Genomic DNA, 24,709 nt, shown 5'->3' on the forward strand with positions numbered 1-24,709 from the left:
CCTAAAAAGGGGAGGATTACAGTTGTAAATTTAATTTTTATAAATTGTTTCAATAATTTTTCCTCCTTGAGGCCCAGATCCTGGGCCAAGCTTAACTTCAAAGTCTGCATATCTGATTACTTCCGGTTTATGATCTATGACAATCACAGCTTTAAATAATTTTGTTCTACTATAAATATAAGATGCTATTTTACTTGCTGTTTCAGGATCTAATCCAGCGGCAGGCTCATCAATAATCAATATGTCATTGGTTTTTCTAGCCCTAGATAATTGATTACACAATTTAATTCTTCTTAATTCTCCACCAGAAAGTGTTTGCGTTTTTCGATTAAGTTGTAAATGTCCTAATCCTAACGCTACAGCAGATTCTACCACTCTCTTAACGGTTATCTGATTAATATATTTAGGAATATCTGCTAACTCGAGTTGATATAACTCTATAATGGAAATACCATTCACAGACTCTGTTAATTTACGATTTGATTTATCAAATAATAATCCTTCACATATAGGACAACTTAGATATACATCTTTATCATATCCTCTTTCATATTTAATAACACCTACCCCTAAGCAGTTGGGGCAACCGCCGTCCTGTAACGGATTATATAAGCTATTACTATTCCCAGTAATATTAGCAAAATAATTTGCAATCACAGATATTAAAGATAGCGAAGATGCTAAGATCGAACGTATCGAATAGTTTGTATATTTTTGACTGATATAAATACTATCAATACGATTTCTTATTGCTTCTGCTAACGAAGATTTTCCTGATCCAGATACACCGGTAAAAACTGTCAAACAGTGAAGCGGTAACATTAAATCCTGATCTATCACATTATTTTTACTAAGTTTAGTAAATTTAAATGTTTTTGTAATTGTATTCTTATTATCAATTTCATAAAAAGGTAATATCTGCTCTGCAGAACAGATATATCCACCATGTTTTCCTGAAAATCTTCCTATATGTATGGCATTATCTGCAAAATCGATAAATGACTGATCATGATCGACCATTATAATAGTATTGTTAACCGATAATTTTTTTATCATATTTAAAATCATCGCATGATCTTTAGGATTTATTTGGGAAGAGATTTCATCTAATACAATTAGAATATTCGTAATATCAGATCTCAAAAGTCGACTGAATCTAATTTTTTGTAATTCTCCACCAGAAAGACTGGGAATCGCTCGAGCTAAATTCAGGTATCCTAACCCTAACCTATCAATAGTTTCTAATACCAATCCTAATCTCGAATCTAATATATTTTCCCCTATTTTTTTAATTAAAGAAGTAATAGGAGTTAATAAAAAATCCTTGAAATTTAAATCTAAAATATTATTCTTTTGTAACAGTGGAGAAATACAAGAACCACTGCAAGTAGGACAAAGTGTTTTTACCAAATTTTGCTGCACCGTTTTTAAATGATTATTTTGTTTTATATAATCAGAAACACAAATATAGTATTCGGATCTTTGTCTTGATTTTCCTGAATATTTAGCTCTAAACTTTAACTTAGTTGTACTATTCTTATTAAGTAAAGAATCTTTTTGATCATTATTCAATTGAGAATATGGAATATCTACGGGAATAGATAAACTCTCAGCATAAGCAAGAAGTAGATTATGCCGAAGATTTGTAGAAGAAGTAGGTACCCAAAATGAAAAAGGGTTCTCCAAAATAGTCCTATCTCCATTAATGAAAGAAGACAAATTTATCTCTTCTATAATTCCTAATCCTCTACAAGTTTCGCATTCATTAGGTACTGCATGTAGTTTTAATTCATGATATGGAGGAATATTTACACTATTCTTAGTTGCAAGAGATATTAATAACTGTGGAATATTCAGATAGGAAAATAGATTAGATCTTGGATTATGATTCGTATTTTTTTGAGCTATAGCAACTGCTGGAATCAAATTAGAATAATATTGTACTCTATAATCTGCATTTTCTAAAAATCCATTTTCTATCGCTTCAAACTCATCACAACAGAGTCTATATATTGTAGAGAAAGCTAATGATGTTTTTCCCGCTCCCGATCTTCCATATATTGCAGTAATAGAATAAAAAGGAATCTGTATATCAATATTTTTTAAATTATTTGTAGTAATACCGTTAATTATTATTTTTTTCATTACCGCACCATTCACAATTAGGGTTTTTATCTACTTGAATAGTTTTTATACTATAGTCTTTTAAAGAGAATTCTATTCTTTTATTACTATTATTTAAATATTTAAACTTTTTAATAATAATCTTCATTGCATCAAGTGTAGCTAAAGTTGCAGCAATACCCGAAAGAGGGGGGAAAGAGCCAATCTTTCTATTTTCTCTATGTAATTTTTTAACATTCTTTAAATCGCTTAAATTAAGCTCATTTAATTTCTGTGTAAAGCACTCAAAACAGGCTGTTTGATATGGTACGATAGTCTGACCAATTAATGTTAAATGCAAATTATACCCACCGCCTATAATATGAGGTATATTTTTGCTCATGGAATATTTAGCAACAATCCTACTTGTATAATCAACGCTAGGTTCATCCGCGCAATTAATAATTAAATCTATGGGATGAGATAGAAGATGTTTTTCAAAAAAATCTTCAGTTAAGCAATCTTGTATGAGCTCACACTTAACTCTAGGATTAATACGTTTCAATTCCTCATTTAATGCTATTGTTTTCTGAATACCAATTTGGTCTTCAAAATAGTATTGTCGATGAATATTAGTAATCTCAACTGTATCGTTATCAACTAAAATAAAATTCCCTATACCCTGCTTTGCTAGATATGTAGCAATAAGACTTCCCACAGATCCTAAACCAATAATCATTATACGAGAGCTTTTAATAAGATCTATTTTTTCAATAACTTCAGAGCTTAAATAGCAATAATCCTCTAAAAAACTGATCAATCTACCGTCATTTTTATCACTTTCAGAATAAGGTTTATCATCTAATATTAAGATATGGTTTTGATGTAAAAAATTTACCAAATATTTAAGACTTTCTGGAGTATAGTTAGGAAAATATGCGCAAATCTCTACGAAAGGTGTTCTACCATCAAACTTTTTTAAAAACGTTAAAATTTCTGGAAAATCTATTTCAAGTAAAATTGACTCTCGTGTGTTACTATTAAAAAATTCTACTCCTGCTTCATTTTGAACAATACCTATTAAACTCCTTAAACGTAAATTAGACATTACATACCTCACATGCGATTCTTTTTCCCACTTTAAATTTGGTTATCTCACCTTTATTTAATAAGTATTCATATCTCATTATAGACTCAGTCAAGTGATTACCTTGAGATAGAAAAAAGTCGATAATTGAAGCAGCACTTAAATAAGCAGAAAAATTGCTCATTGAACAGAGACCTCCAGCATGCGAATAATTATAACTATCCTCATATGTTACATTCGACATATCACCTTTTTTATCATTACTATAATCTATAGAATTAGATAAATTATAAAAAGGTTTCCAATCCTTCAAAGCAACTTGAAAGTATTGTTGAACACAATCAATACAAGGCGTTTGTGGAGGATAAATCAACTCGCCAGAACTCATCAAATGAGCATCAAATCCTCCCATTACATACATAGGTATTCTAAGTGGTGCTAAATAACGTCCTAACTTTAAAGAGGTATGACCAATATAAGGTTCATCCAATCCATTAACTACTAAATCAACATCATTCATAATAATTTTACTAAGATCAGTATCATAGTTAATGAGTGTTATCACTTTTTGAACATCAACCATAGAATTAATACGTTGAAGGTATAACTCAAGCACATCTACTTTATATTTATTAATATCACTGGGACGTGTATATAAATGTCTTGATAAAGAAGCTGATGTTACCTTTTTATAATCTACTAAAATAACTTTTTGAATCCCCATTCTAACTAGTATTTCAGCAACAGCTCCAGAGTACGCTCCACATCCTAAAAATAGAATAGACTTATTTGAGAGAATTTTTTGCGATACATTCCCACTTTGGGATAAGTACAAATCATCAAAAAATGCTTCTTGCCTATTGTATCTCGATGAAGAATCATCTACTGTATTTTCAGTAATCAATTTATTTTCAAATAAAAAATTAATTAAATCATTGAGCTGATCCATATCAGGAGATAATTCTAATAAAGAATAAATCTGTCCAATTGTATTTTTTCCATTTAATAGAGCAATAAATTTAGCTACCATACTATTAGTAAGGATTTCAATACGATCACGTGTCGTAATCTTATGAAATGTCATTAAAATTTCATCATCATCCAGCTCTGTGATATACACATCAATTGAGTTTTTTAAAAGGTATGTTTTATGCAAAATCATTGTTCAATCCTAAATTAGTTATGTATATCATAATACTATGTGACTCATAGCTATATGCATTCCTTGATAATACGATATGTATAACCAGCCAATCTTATTAACCAAGAATCTATAAAAAACCCTAAAAGATACTCTTTATCTTTTAGGGTTTATATTTGAAGTATTACATTATATCGCTTCAAATCCAATTTAATACTGAAGTACACCAGCATTCGCCTCTAAGTAATTTTCCCAGGCAGCCATATCTGTATTAGATCCGTCTTGACGAGTACAAACTCTAGTACAACAAGTACTTCTGGGGGCATTCGAACAACCAGCACTATGTCTAGCAGAATGACTGCTATCCGATATAACTTTAAACTTAAGATTCTTCTGTTTTGTCATATGTATTTTCCTTTTAATAAAATGTAACATTATAATTTTTTATTAATTCATCAGCTATATAATAATAAAAATACTATTGCTTGTAAATACAAAAAACTATTTTATTACATATCATAAATCACTACCTATTTATTCTTACTACTAATATTTAAGTACTCCAGCATTTATATTTAGATAATCTTTCCATGATATCTCACTGGCATTAGTTAATATCCTTATAATAACATCCAGATAGCGCTATATATTAGAATGATTCTCTTTCTTCTCTTTTCTGCTTCTAACAACTTCTCGTACTTCGCTCATCTTAACTTTCAATTCAGAATTCAACTCATCATACTGGGCTCGTGCCTCTTCTACCTCAGGAGCAATCATTTCTAATCTCTCTTGAAGAGATGTTGGATTACCAAGACCTAAATCGTCTCCTCTCAAGTTTTTTAATTCTTCTTGTTGTTCTTTCAACTCATTTTGAAAAAGATTACGTTGTTCTTCCGTTAGCTCAGCAGAATCTAGTTGGTTGTTGATTTCATCAATCTTGTCATATATTTCTAACATTTTCTTAATATCATCAACTTTTTTTACTAAAGAGTTATGCTTATTTCTTGCACGATCCGTTTTATCCTGTAAAGCTTCTGCCTCTCTGACAATTTCAGCTTCTTCCTTGGTTAAATCCAAGTTTTTTGTACTGCTTAATATTGATCGATTGACAGTGGACATCCCGTTATCTTTAATCATTGAAAAAATAAATTTACCTGCATAATACGCGGCTAATCCTGCTGCTGCACCTGTAACAAGCGCAACCTTTCCTGTGATGGATATCGTTTTCTTTAAAAAACCTTTAAATCCCATATTCTATACATCCCCCAAATCAACTAAAATATACAATTAATTTATTAAAGCTTTCAATATTATATCATATATGATATTGATTATAAAAATTATATATGATCTTGAATTCTAATTCCTAACGCAACAGCTAATGTTTAGTCATCTGAGTAGCTTCATATTCCTTGTGAAATAGTTCTGTAATAACTTCGATAGGCGACCTAAAATTAAAGCGTTTTCGAGGTCTACTGTTGAGTGATAGCGCTATTTCATCAAGCTCTTCCTGACTATGAATAGAAAGATCCGTCCCTTTGGGCAAGTATTGTCGTATCAATCCATTGATATTCTCATTACTCCCTCTTTGCCAAGGGCTATGGGGATCACAAAAGTAGATAGCGACTCCCGTATTTTGCGTGATCTGAGCATGATAGGCCATTTCTTTCCCTTGGTCATAGGTCATTGTTCGTGCAAATGTTAAAGGTACTCGATTGAGTGCTGCGCTAAATCCTATAACAGCAGAGGTTGCAGTTGCATCTTCCATTTTGATTAACATAACATAACCACTAGTGCGCTCAACTAGTGTACCGACAGCTGAAGCATTGCCTTTTCCTTTGATCAAATCACCTTCCCAATGTCCAGGCGTCAAACGATCTTCAACTTCTGGAGGACGTAAGTGAATACTTACTATAAAAGAGATAACTGACAATTTAAGTAATAACTTAAACATTGACATAAATTATAATTATTTCTGGGTCTCAATAAATCGTCATTTAAAAAAATTAGTGGTAATAAAAAAGCTACAAATGAAGTCTTTAAAAATGAAGAAAATGAAGAAAATGAAGAAAATGAAGAAAATGAAGAAAATGAAAGTTTAGTTGGAACTAAAAAGGAAAAAATAAAAGGATCTGAAAAAAAAGTAATTACTGAGGGAGAGCCAAAAGAAATAGAATTCGAGGATGATTATTCTTGGCTTAAAGATCCTGAATTAGGTTTCGATCATTTAGATCACCCTGTAATTATTGATACTTTAAAAAAATATCAACTGACAATTGATGATCTTAGAGAGATAAACGTAAATGGGATAAAGCACAAATTAAAATGCTTAGATTTAATAATAGCTCTTGGCGAAAAAAGAAAAGAAGAGAGAATTTCTGAGATTTATTTCGGAAAAAAATAAGATCGGGTATTTACCCACCGAGCAAAAATGAGAGATTAGTTATACCAACGGTTTACAGACGTTTTTTTATCCTCAAATCGTCTTTTAAATAAAAAAGAGAATAATAGGCAGAAAAAGTCGGCTTCATTAATTTGAGGTCGGCTTTTTTCTTTTTGTTAGTTTTAGCCTAAAAATTCAATTTTAAGGGCTTTAAAATTATTTTTGTGATTAAAGCTAGGGATAAGCAATAAAATGCAATATTGGCGATTTTTGATGCGTCCCTTTTCTTACAGGTAACGTGTAATACTTCAATTGTAAGTTGTATTTCTAAGACCTAAAAGTGTACGGATTGCTCCAACTTTTACTCCAACTCAAAGGTTTTATATAACAATATATATATTTAATTTTTAGCTATCTTGCTGATATTATTAGATATACCATTATATATGTGTCCCTAAATTTCCGGCCCTAGGCACCATCACAAAGTCTCAAAGCCCGCTATTTAGCGGGCTTTTTGCTGTCCGGAGTTTGATTTGCTCCAACTTTTGCTCCAACTAATCTTAAATTTAGAGAGTATCGCATTAGTCGGCCCTTCCCTCATTATGAAAGAAGCTAAAACATCAACTTCTAACTGAAGTCTTGGCTCTGAACTTCTCTTGAAACTTTGAAGCTTGGCCACTCATTATTTTTTATCCCCTACTAATGTCTCAAGTGTGCAAAAGTATTGTAGCTCTCGATCTTTTTGCAAAAGCCTCATACCTCTCTGCTACCTTGCCGAACTATCCGGAAATTCCGGATAGTTGAATTTTTACACAGTTCTTCTTCATCATAAATATAATAAAAACCAAAAAGATAGAGCCTAAAAAATAAATGAAGTACTTCTATCTCCTCATCATATCGATTCAAAACAAAATGTTTCACATAAAACATTTTAGAAAATAATGACTATATCGATCGATAAGTCAAAAAGTAAGATGATTTAGAAACACTTAAAATATCGCCGGTTTATAATGTGAAAATAATTTAAAAATATTGATTGAAGCGATACTTTAGGAGAGCTTATGAGAAAAGCCGCGATGATGCTCTGTGCAGTAGGTTCTATTGCGACAGCTGCTTATGCTACACCTTTCACCTGGAACAGTGGTTTTGGGCAAGGTTATCTTGAATATAGTTTAGAAAACAATGACGGTGCCGAGCTATTTATTAGTTGTAATGTAGGGGCCGGCGAGGATTATGATCATGGCGTTACTATCTACTTTCAAGGGAATCAAGTCCCTGCCTACGATGATGATGGCGTACTAGCGCCGATTGAACTTGCCATTGATGGGCGATCCTACTCCGTTCCAGAAGAGACCTTTAGTGACAAAGGGGCTCGAGAATGGAATCAAATGACACAAGCGCTCTCTCAAGCGAGCTTCTTTGAGCTCTTTTGGAATGGAGAATACTTAGGGGCATTTAACCCACAAAATAGAGAGATTAGCAAAGATCTTGCTGATTGCCGGGCAATGCGAGATCAGAATAGTCATGATATCGAAACCGCTATCGATACAGTCAACCCTACCGCGAAGGAGCAGAAAATAGCGACTAATCACTTAGACTCCTCGGCATTATCAGCGCCTAATTCCACATTGCTCGCAGCAGAGTACCGTGTTAGCAGAGAGACACCTAATAGCTCAATAACGATGATTCTTCTCACAGCGCCTCATAGCACAGTAACAATTCAAGATATCTCCCTCAATCAGGGAAATTGTCCCCTCTTTAGAGCCAATCAAGGTGCGATAACAGGTCATGAACATCTTCCCCAAGCACTTAAAGATCTTTACGGCAAAAAATCTGCCTTTCCACTAACAATCAAAGCAGGAGAAGCGAGCTATCTTCTCTTTAAAAACTGTCCTGATCCCAACACTCTCGAGATCAAAACAGAAAAAGGGAGTGAGTTCATCACCTTTTAAAGACTCGGTTTATTTCTGTTTATTTATATATTGAGTCATTGAGTCTTCTAATAAACAGGATCAAATCCCCACAAATCCGATATTAATTATTGAATAGAGAACTATTTATGAAAAAAGTATGGTTACTTGCGCTTCCGCTAATTATCGCGGGTTGCGGTGAAGATAGCGCTAGAATTGAGACAGTAAAAAACTCCTTCATGGATGATGAAAGAACAATCCAAGTTGGTAAAATTCTTGATAATCGCAAAATCTGTAAAAAAACTGATTGGAGTAGCGCGACAGATAACCTTGGTCGAGATCTCGTCGTCTATGAGTGCCAATTTGTCGATTCGTCTAAAGAGTTTAAAGCACGTAGAGATGCTCTACTCTCCTCCTTTAAACGCACGCTTCAAGGTGAGTTAACGGCAGCAGAAACAACAGCGAATAATCTTCAAAGCAGTGCAGAGCAACGCTTTGATAATAAGATTGAGCAGATCGATAATATAATCGCCACTGCAGAAGAGCAATTGAAGGTTCTTAATGAAAATCCTCTCGTCTCACCAACGGATTTAGGCTTCAATAGCTATGCTATCGATGGCTTATCAGGAATCGAATATCATATCTCGATGCTAGAATCTCTCATCGAAAAGTTCCAACAATTTAGAGATGATACGCCACCGCCCAATCCTAACGATTTCCAATATCCGCTAGATTACCAAAACAATCTTTCAATGTGGAAGAGTATCCGCAGCTCAAGAGTTGAAAATTTTCGTCATAATCTGATTCGCAGCGATCTTCCACCATCACTTTTAAATAATCTGATCTTACCGCTCTATTTAACGAATGATACAAGGTTTCATGGAGCACCGCTCTCTGACATTTATCTTCAAGAAGCAGATTTTGATACTATCAAAGCAAATCTCCCCAAGATTGAGGCTGAATTGCAATCACAGATCAAAGATCTTTTAGTCGCTCGCTATGAGTTGGTATCCAATCTCCTAACAGAAGGGATCGCTCAATTAAAACAAGAGCGAAAAAACCTTCTTGCCGATCGCCCTGACCTCTCCGATATTTTACCGCGTAACGAATATCAACGTTATGAAGCTGCTCGAAATGAGGAAGCTCGTCTTCGGGCTATTTTAGATAATTTTGATAATTACACTGCGGATTACTACAAAGATTTCCAATATCAAAATATCAAAGAGACATTAGTTTGGGTCGTCAATGATCGTAAAGAGGTCTTCTTTCTTGAAGGAGTTGTGGAAGGAGATCGAAATAGATCTAACGATACCCTTTTTGAGTACCAAAACTACTTCTATATCCTCAACAACTATGAGAATAACAATGTTATTGACTATCTACAGTTGAGCAATGAACCATAATCCATTATGTCCATAAAGTTAATCTATAACGTTGTTCTATAAAGTTGTTCTATAAAAATTGCTTTATAAAATCGTTCACAACATAGTAACAAAAGCGAGATCACAATTACGAGTCAGATGATTCTCGATTGATGACTCTAGCTATTAAAAATCCCTAATAGTCGCAAGCGCCATCGATTTTGCGTCTATTAGGGATTATCTATTTTAATTTAGCCTATTGCAGCCCTACTTATACCGCAATAACACCCATAATAATGGCTGCAATCAACAATAAGATGCCAATCGCCCACATCCAGAAGAAGGAGTAACGGATATAGCGTCCCATCTCGATATTCGCCAAACCAAGCGCGAGCCATAGTGCAGGAGAGAAGGGGCTAACAAATGTTCCTACAATATTACCAACAATCATTGCATAAGCTGTTGAGGTTGATGCGATTCCATAACTTGTCGCGATTTGGTCAACAACAGGCAGTAACGCAAAGTAGTACGCATCTGTGCTTAGAAGAAGATCAAAAGGCAGTCCCAAAAATCCAATAATCAGATGGATATAACGCCCCATAAATTCCGGCATAATATTGATAAGATCTTGCGCAATCGAAGTAAGCATACCGGTTCCATTTAAAACGCCCAAGAAGACGCCGGCAGCAAGAATAATTGACGCCATCGATAAAGCATTAGGCGCATGACGTTTAATACACTCATTCTGTAGCTGAATTGTTCTGAAATTCACCGGTAAAGCAATCGCAACCCCGATCATAAAGGCAAAGCCTGCCGGAATAATTCCCGTCACTAAGATAGCGATGATACCCATCGTTAAAAGCAGATTAAAGAGATAAAGTCCCGGCTTAAGATCAGATGTCATCGGCGCTAAATCTTCATCACTTCCCTCTACCTCAGATGATGCCGGCAATGCCGCAATACGACGCTTCTCACGCATTCCCAAAACGGTTGCTAAGCCTACCATAAGAATCATTCCCACAACTTGCACAGGAATCAAGGGACGCCACAATTCCGTGACATCCATATCGATTACACTCGCCGTTCTTCCTAATGGCCCACCCCATGGGATCATATTCATGATACTAGCACTTCCACCTATCAAGAGAACTAGAAGGTAAGGGCTAATGCGCATCCGCTTATAGAGGGGCAATAGTGCCGGGATTGTAATTAAGAAAGTAGAGGCTCCCGAACCATCAAGCTGCGCAATTGCAGCAATAATCACACTGCCGATACAGATCGTAATAATATTCCCACGAGTCAATTGGATCATCTTATTGATTAAAGGATCAAAAAGACCGGCATCTTGCAAAATCCCGAAAAAGATAATGGCGAAGATAAACATCACCACAACATTCATCACCGAGCCTAAACCCGATTTAAAGAATCCTCCGATCTCTTCCATTCCAAAACCCGCTACTAACGCGCCGATAATGGGAATTAAAGTTAAAGCGACAATCGGGATCACTTTCCCCCGAATTAATAAGGTAACAATTGTTAAAATTGTGGCAAATCCAATCAGACTTAGCACTCCATTCTCCTTTCCTGTTTTCTATATAAAAAGTTGTTTAACTACTTATAGAGGAGATTAAAGAGAAGAACAAGAAGTTAAGATGATTTGTCTACAAATTAACTACCAACAAGCTACAAAGGATGCGATAAAGAGACCGATTCACCCCTCTAAAAATGGAGTTAAAAATATCTTTTCGCCCCACCTCATTTATTCGATATAATTCTTCTATCAATTTTGAAAAATAATTCAAATTTTTTAAAGAGCATCTCTTTAAAAGAATCATTATCTACATAGTTCTATCTACAACATTTATCTAAAATTATATCTCTTATATGAGCATACGGAGGAAGCGCGCATTATGCAGAAGTCTACACCAGAGAAAGAAAATTTTCGCACCCTCCACTTTATTCACAACACCATTCTGTCTCGCCCCCGCTTTCTTGTCTCTCTCATCGTGGCGATCACTATCTTTTGCCTCTTGATCTCGAAACATACGCCTTGGATGAGTTTTATCATCAGTTGGAATGCTTTCTCCTGGAGCTATATTCTCTTCCTAGCCCAAAAGATTATGCGCCACAAAAATCACGACATTCGCCATCTAACGCGTAATGAGGATGAGAGTGCGCGCATGGTGCTCTTCTTTCTATTAACGGGATGCTGTGCAAGTCTCCTCGTCCTCTTCTTCGGTTTGGGTGGCCATGATGGATTAACGGGAGATGAGAAGATTTTACAATATGTCCTCACAGCATCGACTCTAATCTCCTCTTGGCTTCTACTGCCAATGGGCTACACCATGCATTATGCCCATCTCTTCTACAGTAGCCCCGATATTGAGAAAAATCCTTGGCTCCTCTTTCCTGATAAAATCACACGTCCCGGCTATCTCGATTTTATGTATTTCTCTTTTACCATTGCCGTTGCTTCACAAACAGCAGATGTCGAGATCGCCTCAACACCGATGAGACGCGCCGTACTCCTTCAATCGATCGTCTCTTTTATCTTCAATATGGCCATCTTAGGACTCTGTATCAATATCTCTGCAAGCCTCTTCTAGTGTTGAAATCATGATAAGAGCAATCCCGCCCGTAACACTCTAAATTGGCGGGAAGATTTTGCAGAGAAGCTATAAGCTCTGTTATGATTTGCAATAGCCCTGACGACAAGAAGAAGCGTCAGCCGGAAAGTTAAAGTTAAGTTAAAGTTACATTAAAAGATATTATCAATATTGAAGATCGATTAAGAGGATGAAATAGCAGGGAATGAATAGAAATCAAGTCATTGCACTATCGGCAGTATTACAATCAGCGATGTTGGTTGATCGAATTGCAACGATCGGCTCTATCCCCAATGAGGAGCGCAACCCACTCCTCCATAGTATCTTTGTTCTCAAACCGGAAAATATCGATGATGTCTATGATGGAGTGAGCAATATTAAACCTGGTCTATCAGCATTTGCCCACGGATTAAAAAATGTACCGGCGCCGGCAAAGATCTATCTCTACTCTCTCATTTCACTAGAGGCTTCCCTTAGAAAGAATCCTGAGATACTCAATATTTTAGGAAGTGGCCTTGAGAATATCGCTGCCCGATTACAACATTTTGAGATCACTCATGAAAATATCATCGCAGCGATCGCCGATCTCTACTCGCAAACCTTAAGCAAATTAACACCTCGCATTATGGTCAAAGGGGAGCAATCTATTCTCTCCCAACCCCATATTGCCAATGAAATTAGAGCTCTACTTCTCGCCGGTATCCGCTCAACAATGTTATGGCGCCAATATGGTGGCTCACGCCTCAACCTACTTCTTCCTTGGAACCGTATTCCGCAGACCGCTCAAGAGATTCTGCTAACTCTATAAAAAGCTATGCTAACACCCGCTTTCCCTCACCTTCTGGAATCTCAATAATAAGACGAGGGATACAGATTCCGGAGATCTCTTCCCGCAATGCGTTGATCAATGCGATACCCTGCTCATTACTCACGACAAAATGGCTCGTACCGCGCGCTAGATCCATCTGATGGAGATAGTAAGGTTTAACGCCATTTTCCACAAAGGTATACATCAACGCCTTTAATGCCGGAAGATTATCATTAACGCCTTTCAATAATACTGACTGAGAGAGCAACATCACCCCCTTACTCCGCAGAGCACGCAAGGCCGCTCTCCCCTCCGGTGAGAACTCCGCCGCATGATTCGCATGAAGGACGACAGTAAGCATCTTGCCACTTGCCATTACCTCATCTAAGAGCGCTAAGAGTTCTGGAGAGATCTTTTCAGGAGAGATCAATGGGATTCTCGAGTGAATTCGAATACTTTTTAGATGGGGAATTGCCGCTAATGCCAATAATACCTCGCGCAACCGACGGATAGAGAGAATCAGAGGATCGCCACCTGTTAATATCACCTCCCACAGCTCTTGATGCTCAGCAAAATAGTCGAGCGCATTTTGGAGCTCAGATTTTGTTAAATTCTCCCCTTTCTGCCCAATCATCTCTTTACGAAAGCAGAAACGACAATAGACTTCACAAAGCTGGGTAATCTTCAACAATGCTCGATCTCGATAACGGTGCACAACTCCCGCTACAGGGGTAAAACGACCATCACCAATAGGATCATCTAACTCTTCTGGCAGGACATGATTCTCTGCTATCGAAGGGATAAATTGGCGCAACAGCGCCTCTCGCTCTTCCCCTTTTGCACGGAAAATCTGCTGTTGCATTGTCGGACTAATCTTAATCTGAAAGGATTGAGCAACTTGATCAATCTCCGCTCCCGGCTCAAGTAACTTTTCTGTATAAAGGTGATCTAAGGTCGTCCAATACTGGCTCATTGCGCTATACTATCCTGTAAAAAATAATCTTATTATCATAAAGGATTTTACATGAATAAGAGAGTAATTTGTTTGATGGGCCCTACCGCTACCGGGAAAACGGAGCTTGCGATGCGAATTGCCGATCAAATTCCGGTAGAGATTATCTCGGTAGATTCGGCCATGATCTATCGGGAGATGAATATCGGGACCGCTAAGCCTGATGCCGAGACCTTAATCCGTTATCCTCACCGCTTGATCGATATTTGTGAGCCGACCGAACGTTACTCTACTGCTGAATTTCGCCGTGATGCGATCTATGAGATCGAAAGAAGCTTTGCTGCAGGAAAGATCCCCCTTCTTGTCGGAGGGACCTTTCTCTACTTTCAGTCACTCTTAGAAGGAATCTCCCCGATTCCACAAGTCTCATCGGATACTTTAAAGCAGCTGACAGAGCGTGCGGAGATAGAAGGGAGCGCAGTACTACATCAAGCGCTTAAGGAAGTTGACCCTGATAGCTTTCAGCGCCTCAACCCAAATGATACTCAACGGGTAATTCGGGCGCTGAGCGTCTACCTTGAAACAGGAAAACCTCTGACCTACTACTGGAATCTCCCTAAAAAACCGGGAATTGCCTACCCATTTCTTAAAATTGCCTTAGCAAATAGTGATGAAAAGAGACGCAACCAACAGATCGCCCAGCGTTACCATAAGATGATCGATGCCGGCTTAATTGAGGAGGTTGCAACACTTAGAGAACACTATCCCGAGCTCAATCTCGACTACCCTTCAATGCGTGCTGTCGGCTATCGTCAAATATGGAATTATCTCGAAGGAGAGATGACTTTAGCTGAAGCGGTAGAGCGCGCGATTATTGCCACGAGACAATATGCGAAAAGACAGAGGACTTGGTTAAGAAGCGAGGAAGATCTCGCCATGTTTGAGGTCAATACCCCACACTATACGCAAAAAGCACTCGATCAAATCCTACACTTTATCGATCATTAAATTTCGATAATTAGGTACTAGAGCAGCGCTAGATTGAATAGATTAAGATCAGCGCCTAAGATTGAGATTCTGCAGCCAACTCCGCTTGAAGCTCCTCTTGTAACTCCTCAATAATATCATCCCCTACTTCATGAAGCGGCGTTTGCAGATTATTGTAGTTCAGAAGAATCGAAGCCTCCGTAACAGGCAGTGAACGATTATATTCAAGCTCATCGATAAAGCTATTCATCAAAGCCTCTAACTCATCACTGTCATATCGATTATTAACAGCTAAAAGATGCCGGATACTGAGCGTCTCTATATCTTCAGGAATACGCCAGTAAAGCTCTTTCGGAACAACTGTTTTATAGAAATAACGATGTTTTTGAAAAAAGTTTTTCGGGAGTGCCGAAACGATTGAGAGCGGTTCACCGCCACAAAGTGTATTGAGTTGTCGCACAATGCGACTCGGATGCGCGCCCGTTACAAAAGCAACGTTGATCTCAAAACTACAGAAGTAATCGATCAACTCTTGAGAAGAGAAGTGCCGAAGCGGTATTTTTTTGCGATTAATATTCATCGCCCTTAACACATCCGCTAAAACTTTTGTCTGTGTCGGCTGATCTAGAACACCAAAACTTTGACCTTCAGTGAAGAATTCATCACGTGAAATGCCTCTCGAAACTACAGTAAAGGCCTGATGATAGAGGGGTAATACTAACTGAAAATCATTCGCCAATGATTCATTGTAGAACTGCTCCGTAGTGATAATAAAATCATACTCTCGTAATGCTTTCTGATCGAGATCACCTTGATCATAGTAACGTTCTAGACAGCGATGATAGGGATGAATCACCTCATAGCTCATACAGAGATGATCACTAATTGCACGATCGATCTCTGAAGGCGTCTGTCTTAAGATCTTAATCTCTCGGCGATCATTGTTATCTCCTGCAGCCCATTGTAACGCGCAAAAGGATAACATTAGGATCACTATAAAAAATCGTCTCATCGATCCTCTCTTAGCCTCTTATTTAATTGAGGTTGATATCAACATATTGTGGTCCATACTCTGCTTTCTATATGTCCAATATATCGATACCGCTCTATACAGTCTAAACTTTTTAGTATAAAAAATTTGCGTATAAAAATATAAAAATATAAAAAAGCCCGAATCATCTGATCCGGGCTTTTCTTAATTTGGCTCCTCGACCTGGGCTCGAACCAGGGACCCCTTGATTAACAGTCAAGTGCTACTACCAACTGAGCTATCGAGGAATTAAGAATTGTTATTCTAGATAAAGCGCCTCTTTCTGTCAAACAAAATTATGCCATTGTTAATTAATTGAACAAAAAACATAACAGCAGATCTTATCAATGGGAAAGCTATTACGCCTCACGCTCTTTAAAAGAGAGCTCAACCTGACTGATATAGTTGCCGGAGAAAGGTAGAATTTTAAAGCACATATCATCGATGATCACCTGATCATTCTCTGCCGGAAGACTCCCTGCTGTCTTCATGATCAGCCCACTCAATGTCTCTACATCCTCCTCTTCAATCTCTCTTTGAAAATAATGATTAAATTCCTCCAAAGGGATTAAAGCATCAATCACGTAGAGATTATCACTCAATATCTTGACCTGCTCTGCCGGCTCTTCTCGACGATCATGTTCATCATCAATATCACCGACAATCTGCTCTAAAAGATCTTCAATGGTAATCAGCCCAGAAACTGAGCCAAACTCATCAACGACGAGTGCCATATGAATCCGCTTCATACGAAAATCATTGATCAATGCGGTCACAAACTTCCCTTCAGGGACATACTCTACTGGACGGATGAGGGGTTTAATATCTAACTCTTTCTCACCAATATAGGGAAGCAGGTCTTTTGAGAGAAGCACTCCAGCGATCTCTTCATGGTTATCTGATAAGACGGGAAAACGGGAGTGACCCGATGCAATAATGCGCTCTAAGATTGACTCTGGCGATTCATCAATGGCGATCGTGATCATCTTCGCTCTTGGCACCATAATGTCACGCACAATCTGTTGCGAGCCGGCAATGATAGCGCGAATCATCTCTAATGAATCATCGCTAATTAACCCTTGATTCTTTGCCTCTTCGCAATCTCGAATCAGGCCTTCAATACTAATATCTTTATGTTTATCGAACCCTAGTCGTTGCAACCAAGATTCGCCTTTCCTACTACCTTCTTCAGCCATTATCTCTATTCACCTCTATAGAATTTAAATACTAATAGGCTCATTATTTAACATGTTAAGATTATACCGATATTACTAAAAATGCTACTAAGAAAGTTGATATAAACTATTATTTTTCATTAGAGGGCGGATCTTATATAATGCAAAATCGTAAACAAAAAAGTAGATTGTTAAGATCATCTCTCTGAAGATCAAGATATCTATTGAGCCCACTACTTTTTAGACTACTCCCTATTTCAGAGCTGGTATCCGTTATTTCATGAAAAACAAAAAAAACCATCTAACTACTGGTGAACGTGCTAATCGTGCTGTGGCATACCTTATGCGGCTCATCATCTCTATTATTGTGATCGTGGCACTCGTGGCACTTCCAATCTTTGGCTATTTCATTATCAAAGCCGATCACGAGATTACCCCTGAATTCAAAAATCGCCAATGGGCCCTTCCTGCTCGAGTCTACGCACGTCCCCTAGAACTCTATGCCGGCAAAGAGCTTAAGCCTAAAGAGATGGAGCAAGAGCTAGAGTGGATTCTCTACCGCGCCTCAAAATCTCTTCGTCAGCCAGGAACCTTCTACTTCGATCAAGAGAACAATCGCATCTCCGTTCATACTCGTCCCTTCACCTATAGCGATGGTACGGAAGAGTCACAGCAGATTGAGGTCACTTTTAAAAATAATCGTATTAGTAACATTAAAAATCGTACCACAGGGGAAGAGATCCCTTTGACACGAATTGAACCCCTCTTAATTGCATCGATCTACCCGACACATAATGAAGATCGAATCCTTCTAAAGCGTGAAGAGATTCCCCCCATGTTGATCGATACTCTTCTTGCCATGGAAGATCGTGCATACTACCAACATTTCGGGATCAACCCGAAAGGGATTATGCGAGCATTAGTGACCAACTTTAAAGCAGGAAAAAATGTCCAAGGAGGGTCGACACTCACCCAGCAGCTGATCAAAAACTACTTCTTAACAAGCGAAAAGACATTAGAACGTAAAATTCAAGAGATGTTCTATGCGATCGTCCTCGATTGGCGCTTCGATAAAGATGAGATCTTGGAAGCTTATATCAATGAGATCTATCTCTCCCAAGATGGTGACCGCGCAATCCACGGTTTTGGTTTAGCGAGCGAATTCTTCTTCGGTAAACCGGTCAATGAGCTCTCTATTGGTGAGATTGCGACCCTCGTTGCCGTGATCCCTAGCCCTAGTAGCTACAATCCTCGCCGTAATCCTGAGATTGCAATCAAGCGTCGAAACCTCATTATTGATGTGCTTGTTGAACAGAATCTCTTAAGTGAAGAGGATGCCATTATTGTAAAGGCGGAACCCCTCAAAATTTTAGAAAATCCTCCACCGGCAAAGACACGCTTTCCGGCATTCATTGAGCTTGTCTATAAACAGCTCAAAGAGCAGTATAGCGCTGATCAACTCAACTCAGGTGGCTTAAGAATCTTCACAACGCTCGACCCTATTGTGCAAAACTATGCTGAGCAGTCTGTGATGAATACATTAACGCGCATTGAAAAAGATCGAGGCCTTACGCCTAATATCTTACAAGGTTCCATTGTTATTGCGAAGAATAACACCGGCGAGATCGCCGCGATAGTAGGGGATCGAAATGTAAGACAAGCAGGGTTTAACCGTGCGCTCAATACCAATCGCCCTATCGGCTCTTTAGTAAAACCTTTTGTCTACCTAAGAGCTTTAGAAGAGCCAAGTCGTTACTCTTTAGCAACACCACTCGATGATGCTTCACCTATCAATCTTGTCATTGGTGGCAAAACTTGGAGCCCTAACAACTATGACCGTAGATTGCATGGCTGGGTCCCTCTGATTACGGCACTTGCAAAATCATACAACTTACCAGTGATTCGAGTGGGGATGGATATTGGGATCGATAATGTCGTCGATACCCTCTACCGTCTTGGCGTCAATCCAATCAAATACAATATTCCTGCCGTTCCGGCATCACTCTTGGGATCAGTCGATCTTCCTCCAATTGAAGTCGCACAGATCTACTCTACAATCGCCAATAATGGTTACTATACACCGCTTCGCTCTATTCGCGAAGTGACCGATAGTGAGAGTAAGCTTCTTGCTCAAATTGAGGTTGATCCTATCCAAGCGATTGAACCTGGCCCTAACTATCTCATTACAGAAGCGATGATTGATGTTGTTAATCAAGGGACTGCCGGATCACTGCGAAATAGCCTTGGCAAAAATATTCGCGTTGCGGCAAAAACAGGAACAACGAATGATTATCGAGATAGTTGGTTTGCAGGCTTTACCGGCAACTATACTGCGGTCTCCTGGGTAGGACGTGATGATAATAAACCTATCAGACGTTTAACAGGAACTGCCGGAGCCCTTCCTCTCTGGGCTGGTGCTATGAAGAATCTTCACCTTGAAAACATCGCTCACGATAAGCCGGCAAACATTGTCGATGTCGCAGTCGACCTCTCAACAGGATTGCTTCCCCCGAGAACATCCTGCCCCGATACTAAAATTAGAACGCTTCCTTTCATAGCAGGCTATCAGCCAACCTATGCAAGTGAATGCTTCTATATCCCAGAATCTCCGGAGTCTGGTGGGTTTATATTTGAGTAACATCCCCCTATATCGGGATGTAACTCTCACTGTATTACAGAGATAATCTGTGGTAAATTATAACGACTATTCATCAGTGATTATTCCATGATGCAACAGAATTTGTTTAAGGATATTTTCGTGAAAAGAAATGCCATTTTTTTAATAAGTCTATTAGTCTTAACGGCCTGTGCTGCCACAGCGCCCGAGGGAGCTCGCGTTCGTCCTATCCAAGGACAACCTTATGAGCCTAGCTTCCCTGACAATAGCGGTGCGGTAAAAGCATACGCGCTACAAGATTCACCGGTTCAAGCTCCTCAAAGTAATGAGGTTGGTTTTTTAGGTTCTCAACAACCACAACAAACACCAATGGAGGCACCTGTATTCCCTGCCCCTTCGTCGTCTAACTGGCCTGCAACCACTGCTGGTACTGCAACTCCACAAGCGACATTCCCGGCAACTACAGCTCCCGCCCCTGCTATTCCTGCACCCAACAGTGGTGTTAAGACAGCATCGGCAACGCCTCCAGCTCCTGCAACACCTGTAGCGCCGACGCCTCCAGCAGCACCGTCTGGCGGTAATGCTGTTAAAGTTCTCCTCGATGATGCACGCAAAGCAGTTCAAGAGAATCGTCTCGATAAAGCGGCTAGCTCGCTTGAAAGAGCTGTTCGCTTAGAGCCGAGAAATGCAAGTATTTGGTACGATCTTGCACAGATTCGTCTTCATCAGAAAAACTATGCAGCAGCCGAACAGATGGCCAATAAATCTATTAGCTTTACTAAGAACGAAGATCTCATTAAACGAAATCGTCAAATTATCGCGGCAGCGCAAAGTGCTCGCTCAGCGGGTAACTAGATCGCCCAGATAGTTTAATAGTTCATTTAAAACGTAAGCTTGATCTAGCCCATTTGACAAAATGTCTCTTGGGCTATATCTGCATTGAAGAATAATAAATAATAATTTTTGAGCAATAGAGATCTTTCTTCCCTGCGCTTTTATCGAGTGCTCTTCTATTTTTCTATAAGAAGAGCCGGAAGTGCTTGTAAGCAACCTCTATTTCTCTACTGGAGAAAAAATGAAGCGGATGCTAATTAATGCAACTCAACAAGAAGAGATGCGAGTTGCCCTCGTTGATGGACAACACCTATATGATTTAGATATTGAAAATGTGGCCACAAAACAGAAAAAGGCCAATATTTACAAAGGTAAAATCACCCGAATCGAACCCTCTTTAGAGGCTTGCTTTGTCGATTATGGTTCTGAACGCCATGGCTTTTTACCCTTTAAAGAGATCTCTAAAGAGTATTTTAAAAACCCTCAAGATCATCAGATGGCGGTTAAGGATCAGCTCGAAGAGGGTCTTGAGCTTATTATTCAAGTTGAACGTGAAGAGCGTGGTAATAAAGGGGCGGCTCTCACCACTTATATCTCTCTTGCCGGACGCTATCTTGTATTAATGCCCAATAATCCTCGCGCAGGGGGCGTATCTCGTCGTATTTCAGGAAAGAGCCGTGCCGAGATTAGAGATGCGATGGCTGATTTAGTCGTACCCGAAGAGATGGGGCTAATCGTGCGCACAGCAGGAATGGGGAGAACCGCAGAAGAGCTACAGTGGGATCTCGATTATCTCATTATGCTGTGGGAAGCGATTCAAGAAGCAGGAACAAAACATCCAGCCCCTCTTCTAATATTCCAAGAGAGTAATATTATTATTCGCGCACTTCGCGACTATTATCGTAGTGACATTGGCGAGATATTGATCGACGATAAGGAGGTCTTTAAAGAGGCCGAGGTCTTTATCAATACCATCATGCCGCAAATTGGCGATAAGATTAAACTCTATGATGATCAGATTCCGCTCTTTACAAGATTTCAGGTGGAGTCACAGATCCAGACGGCCTATGAGCGCAATGTCCGCTTACCATCAGGAGGCGCCCTCGTATTTGACCATACAGAAGCACTCGTATCGATCGATATTAACTCAGGTCGCTCAACAAAGGGGGCCGACATTGAAGATACCGCTCTCAACACAAACCTTGAAGCAGCGGAAGAGATCGCTCGTCAATTAAAACTTCGTGATCTCGGTGGTCTAGTCGTTATCGATTTTATCGATATGCTCGATAGCAAAAATCAACGTAAAGTTGAATCAGCACTCCATGACGCACTCGCATCGGATAGAGCCAGAATTCAGGTAGGACAGATCTCACGATTTGGACTATTAGAGATGTCTCGCCAAAGATTACGCCCATCACTTGATGAAACTTCACATATTGTTTGTCCTCGCTGTGAAGGGCAAGGAACCATTCGAGACACCAAATCTTTAGCATTGGGCATTCTTCGTCTCATTGAAGAAGAGTGTTTAAAAGAGCGCACTTCTGAACTCGTGATTCAAGTTCCCGTAAATGTCGCGGTTTACCTCTTAAATGAGAAGCGATCTGATGTAGAAGATATTGAATCTCGCCTAAAAGTTCGGGTAATTGTGATCCCTGACACAGAACTTGAGACCCCACACTTTAAGATGACTCGTTATCGCATCAACGATGATGAGACAGGTGCAGATAGTGAATCGCATATCATTAAAGAAGAACTTACAATCGATGATATTCGAAATCAGGCCGTCATTGCTAATAAGAAATTGATGGAAAAGCCCGCTGTTTCAGGAATCTCCCCTATGGCTCCTCCACCAAAAGTTGAGGAAGCGGCTCCCGAAGCAACTGAGAAAAACTTTGTGCAAAAAACTGAAGCGGTTTTAAGCTCAATCTTTAACTATGTCAAAGCACTCTTTAATAAGACAACCCAGAGTGATGATAAAGCTGAAAAGAAGAAAAAAGAGGTAAAAAACCCTCGCGAACAACGCAATAATAATCGTAATCGCGATAACCAACAGCGCAATAATCGTGGACGCAACAATCAACAACGTCAACGTAATCAACGCCATAATCACCCTAGCCGCAATACGATCGAGACTGTTGAACGCGAAGTTGATATAAATGCGGAATTTAATCAAACGACTCAACAAAATGAGCCGAAAGAGAATAATCGTCGCAATAATCAGAATCAACAACAGAATCAGCAGCAAGAGCGAAATAATCAGAACCAACGCCGCAATCAGCAAAATCGAGCGCAACAAGAGTCACAAAATGGGCAAGAGAGACAGCGAAAGCGCAACGAACGTAATGAGCGTAACAATGGTCGCAATGAGGCTGACAATGAGAAAAATCAGCAGGTAGCGGCCTCACAACAGCCGACTGATCAAAACAACCAAGGTCGAGACAATGATCGTGGCAATGAGGGCTCTCAACGTAACAAAGATCGTAATGAGCGACAAAATGAACGCCAGAACCAACGGCAAAAACGTCGTGATGAGGGGAGTGATGAAGCAAAAAAAGAGCAAGTCACTGAGAGCAAAGAGCATAGCTCTGAAGAGAAATCGGAAGAGAGAGCGCCTCGTCAACGCAATCGTCGCGATCGAGATCAACGATCTGATTCTAAAAAGTCTGGCAACAGAAACAATAGAGTTCAGGAAGAAGAGATCATCGAAGTAAAAGTTGGTGAAGAAGTTAAACAACGCGTTATTAGAACCGGTCGTCCTAGAATCGCTAAAGAGGAGCAAGAGCAACTCAAACAGGTCGAGGAGAAAGCACAAACCCACGATCAACCTGCTGAAAAAGAGGTCCTAACGACAAAACCAGAAGCTACAAAAAAAGCTGAGGCGCCAAAAAACACTGATGCTGATCATATCGCTCGCGAAAAGGAGATGAGTAAAAAACCATCTAAAGAGCAAGTAGATAAAAGAGTGGCTGAAAGCATTGTAGAGAAAGAGAGAGCGACAGCTGATCAACCAGCACCAAAAGATGAAAAAGCTCAACAGACTGCAGTAGAAACACCATCTAGAGAGGAGCAAGCTACTCAAAAAAATGGCGCTCAAGAGCCGTCTAAAAGTGAAGCTGACACAATGAAAGCAGATGTTAAGCGCTCGGCTTCTGATAATAAGATGCCGACAACACAAGCAGATGCTAAAGATGAAATGCACCCTCCAAAAGAGCAGCATAATCTAGCGCCGACGAAAGAAGCTGTCACTACAGAGCAAGCAAAAGAGGGGAATAGAGAGATCATCGACAATCATGATACTCATGATTCGTCTCGCTCCACTCCTACGACGACATCGAAAGAAGTTAAGGCTGAGGCGACTGTAGCGCAAAATGATCAACAACCAGAGCAGAAAGCAATGCCACAGGTTGAAAAGTCTATTGTGACAGAGGATCAGAAAGCCGTTAAATCAAACGAAAAAATGGCGATCCCATCATCTGATTCAAGAATGGAAGATCCGGAAGAAAAAGCTGCCGGAGCAACAGCTGAAGTAGAAGAAAAAGCGATCGAAAAAATCACCGAAAACGAGGTAAATAGAGCCTCGCCACGTGATTAAGATTATCTATAAGAGCCTTTCGATAATTCAATGAGCCTTTTCATTGAATTATCGAATCAAAGCCCCTATTATAAATAGTGTAACGAGATCGAGGAGATTACTTCTCGAACAAAACGAATTCCG

16 protein-coding genes, 1 tRNA gene and 1 pseudogene are annotated in these 24,709 nt (G+C 39.1%); 8 read left to right on the top strand and 10 right to left on the bottom strand.

Features of this window, described 5'->3' with window-relative positions:
- Positions 1 to 30 precede the first annotated feature (30 nt).
- The 5 genes and pseudogenes from B9T19_RS05585 to B9T19_RS05610 all read right to left on the bottom strand — a co-directional run.
- Entirely contained in the window at positions 31 to 2,145 is a 2,115-nt protein-coding gene (locus tag B9T19_RS05585) for an ATP-binding cassette domain-containing protein (RefSeq protein ID WP_094567610.1), read from the bottom strand.
- The gene (locus B9T19_RS05590; RefSeq protein WP_094567611.1) at positions 2,126 to 3,211 is read right to left on the bottom strand and encodes a ThiF family adenylyltransferase; all 1,086 of its coding nucleotides are present in this window, start codon (positions 3,209 to 3,211) and stop codon (positions 2,126 to 2,128) included. Before B9T19_RS05590 ends, B9T19_RS05585 begins: the two co-directional genes overlap by 20 nt.
- Positions 3,204 to 4,352 carry a ThiF family adenylyltransferase gene (locus tag B9T19_RS05595; RefSeq protein WP_094567612.1) on the bottom strand — a complete coding sequence of 383 codons (1,149 nt, stop codon included), beginning with the start codon at positions 4,350 to 4,352 and terminating at the stop codon, positions 3,204 to 3,206. The genes B9T19_RS05590 and B9T19_RS05595 overlap by 8 nt, the downstream gene beginning before the upstream one ends.
- Positions 4,353 to 4,973: 621 nt before the next feature.
- Positions 4,974 to 5,582 (bottom strand): hypothetical protein, encoded by a 609-nt coding sequence (locus tag B9T19_RS05605; protein WP_094567614.1) that lies wholly within the window; start codon positions 5,580 to 5,582, stop codon positions 4,974 to 4,976.
- Positions 5,583 to 5,709: 127 nt separating this feature from the next.
- Positions 5,710 to 6,246, bottom strand: a pseudogene (locus B9T19_RS05610) (IS30 family transposase); the annotation flags it as partial.
- 1,529 nt (positions 6,247 to 7,775) lie between these two features.
- On the opposite strand from B9T19_RS05610, the gene B9T19_RS05615 reads away from it, so the two are divergent.
- Together B9T19_RS05615 and B9T19_RS05620 are read left to right on the top strand one after the other, a co-directional pair.
- Positions 7,776 to 8,666 (top strand): hypothetical protein, encoded by an 891-nt coding sequence (locus B9T19_RS05615; RefSeq protein WP_094567615.1) that lies wholly within the window; start codon positions 7,776 to 7,778, stop codon positions 8,664 to 8,666.
- Between the two features lie 107 nt (positions 8,667 to 8,773).
- Complete coding sequence (locus B9T19_RS05620) at positions 8,774 to 10,027, top strand: hypothetical protein (protein WP_094567616.1); 1,254 nt, start codon at positions 8,774 to 8,776, stop codon at positions 10,025 to 10,027.
- 229 nt (positions 10,028 to 10,256) lie between these two features.
- On the opposite strand, the gene B9T19_RS05625 is transcribed toward B9T19_RS05620, so the two are convergent.
- Positions 10,257 to 11,555, bottom strand: coding sequence for a CitMHS family transporter (locus B9T19_RS05625; protein ID WP_094567617.1), 1,299 nt, complete (start codon positions 11,553 to 11,555; stop codon positions 10,257 to 10,259).
- 340 nt (positions 11,556 to 11,895) lie between these two features.
- Here B9T19_RS05625 and B9T19_RS05630 point away from each other — a divergent pair, with 340 nt between their 5' ends.
- Positions 11,896 to 12,591, top strand: coding sequence for a DUF1345 domain-containing protein (locus B9T19_RS05630; protein ID WP_094567618.1), 696 nt, complete (start codon positions 11,896 to 11,898; stop codon positions 12,589 to 12,591).
- A gap of 205 nt (positions 12,592 to 12,796) precedes the next feature.
- Positions 12,797 to 13,399: a high frequency lysogenization protein HflD gene (gene hflD, locus B9T19_RS05635; RefSeq protein ID WP_094567619.1), complete on the top strand. Its 603-nt coding sequence runs from the start codon at positions 12,797 to 12,799 to the stop codon at positions 13,397 to 13,399.
- A gap of 4 nt (positions 13,400 to 13,403) precedes the next feature.
- Here hflD and B9T19_RS05640 read toward each other — a convergent pair whose 3' ends face one another.
- Positions 13,404 to 14,372, bottom strand: a complete 969-nt coding sequence (locus tag B9T19_RS05640) for a KamA family radical SAM protein (RefSeq protein WP_094567620.1) — start codon at positions 14,370 to 14,372, stop codon at positions 13,404 to 13,406.
- Positions 14,373 to 14,423: 51 nt separating this feature from the next.
- Between B9T19_RS05640 and miaA the strand changes: the two genes are divergently transcribed.
- The gene (gene miaA / locus B9T19_RS05645) at positions 14,424 to 15,359 is read left to right on the top strand and encodes a tRNA (adenosine(37)-N6)-dimethylallyltransferase MiaA (protein ID WP_094567621.1); all 936 of its coding nucleotides are present in this window, start codon (positions 14,424 to 14,426) and stop codon (positions 15,357 to 15,359) included.
- 55 nt (positions 15,360 to 15,414) lie between these two features.
- On the opposite strand, the gene B9T19_RS05650 is transcribed toward miaA, so the two are convergent.
- The 3 genes from B9T19_RS05650 to B9T19_RS05660 all read right to left on the bottom strand — a co-directional run bounded on the left by B9T19_RS05650 (position 15,415) and on the right by B9T19_RS05660 (position 17,564).
- Positions 15,415 to 16,350: a TAXI family TRAP transporter solute-binding subunit gene (locus tag B9T19_RS05650; RefSeq protein ID WP_094567622.1), complete on the bottom strand. Its 936-nt coding sequence runs from the start codon at positions 16,348 to 16,350 to the stop codon at positions 15,415 to 15,417.
- Between the two features lie 189 nt (positions 16,351 to 16,539).
- Positions 16,540 to 16,616, bottom strand: a tRNA-Asn gene (locus B9T19_RS05655).
- A 111-nt stretch (positions 16,617 to 16,727) separates the two neighbouring features.
- Positions 16,728 to 17,564: a transporter associated domain-containing protein gene (locus B9T19_RS05660; protein ID WP_094567623.1), complete on the bottom strand. Its 837-nt coding sequence runs from the start codon at positions 17,562 to 17,564 to the stop codon at positions 16,728 to 16,730.
- 259 nt (positions 17,565 to 17,823) lie between these two features.
- Between B9T19_RS05660 and mrcB the strand changes: the two genes are divergently transcribed.
- The 3 genes from mrcB (at position 17,824) to B9T19_RS05675 (ending at position 24,586) form a co-directional block, all read left to right on the top strand.
- Positions 17,824 to 20,181 (top strand): penicillin-binding protein 1B, encoded by a 2,358-nt coding sequence (gene mrcB / locus B9T19_RS05665; protein ID WP_233146801.1) that lies wholly within the window; start codon positions 17,824 to 17,826, stop codon positions 20,179 to 20,181.
- A gap of 120 nt (positions 20,182 to 20,301) precedes the next feature.
- Positions 20,302 to 21,015, top strand: a complete 714-nt coding sequence (locus B9T19_RS05670; protein ID WP_158214359.1) for a tetratricopeptide repeat protein — start codon at positions 20,302 to 20,304, stop codon at positions 21,013 to 21,015.
- 220 nt (positions 21,016 to 21,235) lie between these two features.
- A complete protein-coding gene (locus tag B9T19_RS05675) occupies positions 21,236 to 24,586 on the top strand; it encodes an Rne/Rng family ribonuclease (protein ID WP_094567711.1) in 3,351 nt (1,116 codons plus the stop codon).
- Positions 24,587 to 24,709 lie beyond the last annotated feature (123 nt).

It is taken from the genome of Ignatzschineria sp. F8392, assembly GCF_002252045.1.
GTDB lineage: Bacteria > Pseudomonadota > Gammaproteobacteria > Cardiobacteriales > Wohlfahrtiimonadaceae > Ignatzschineria.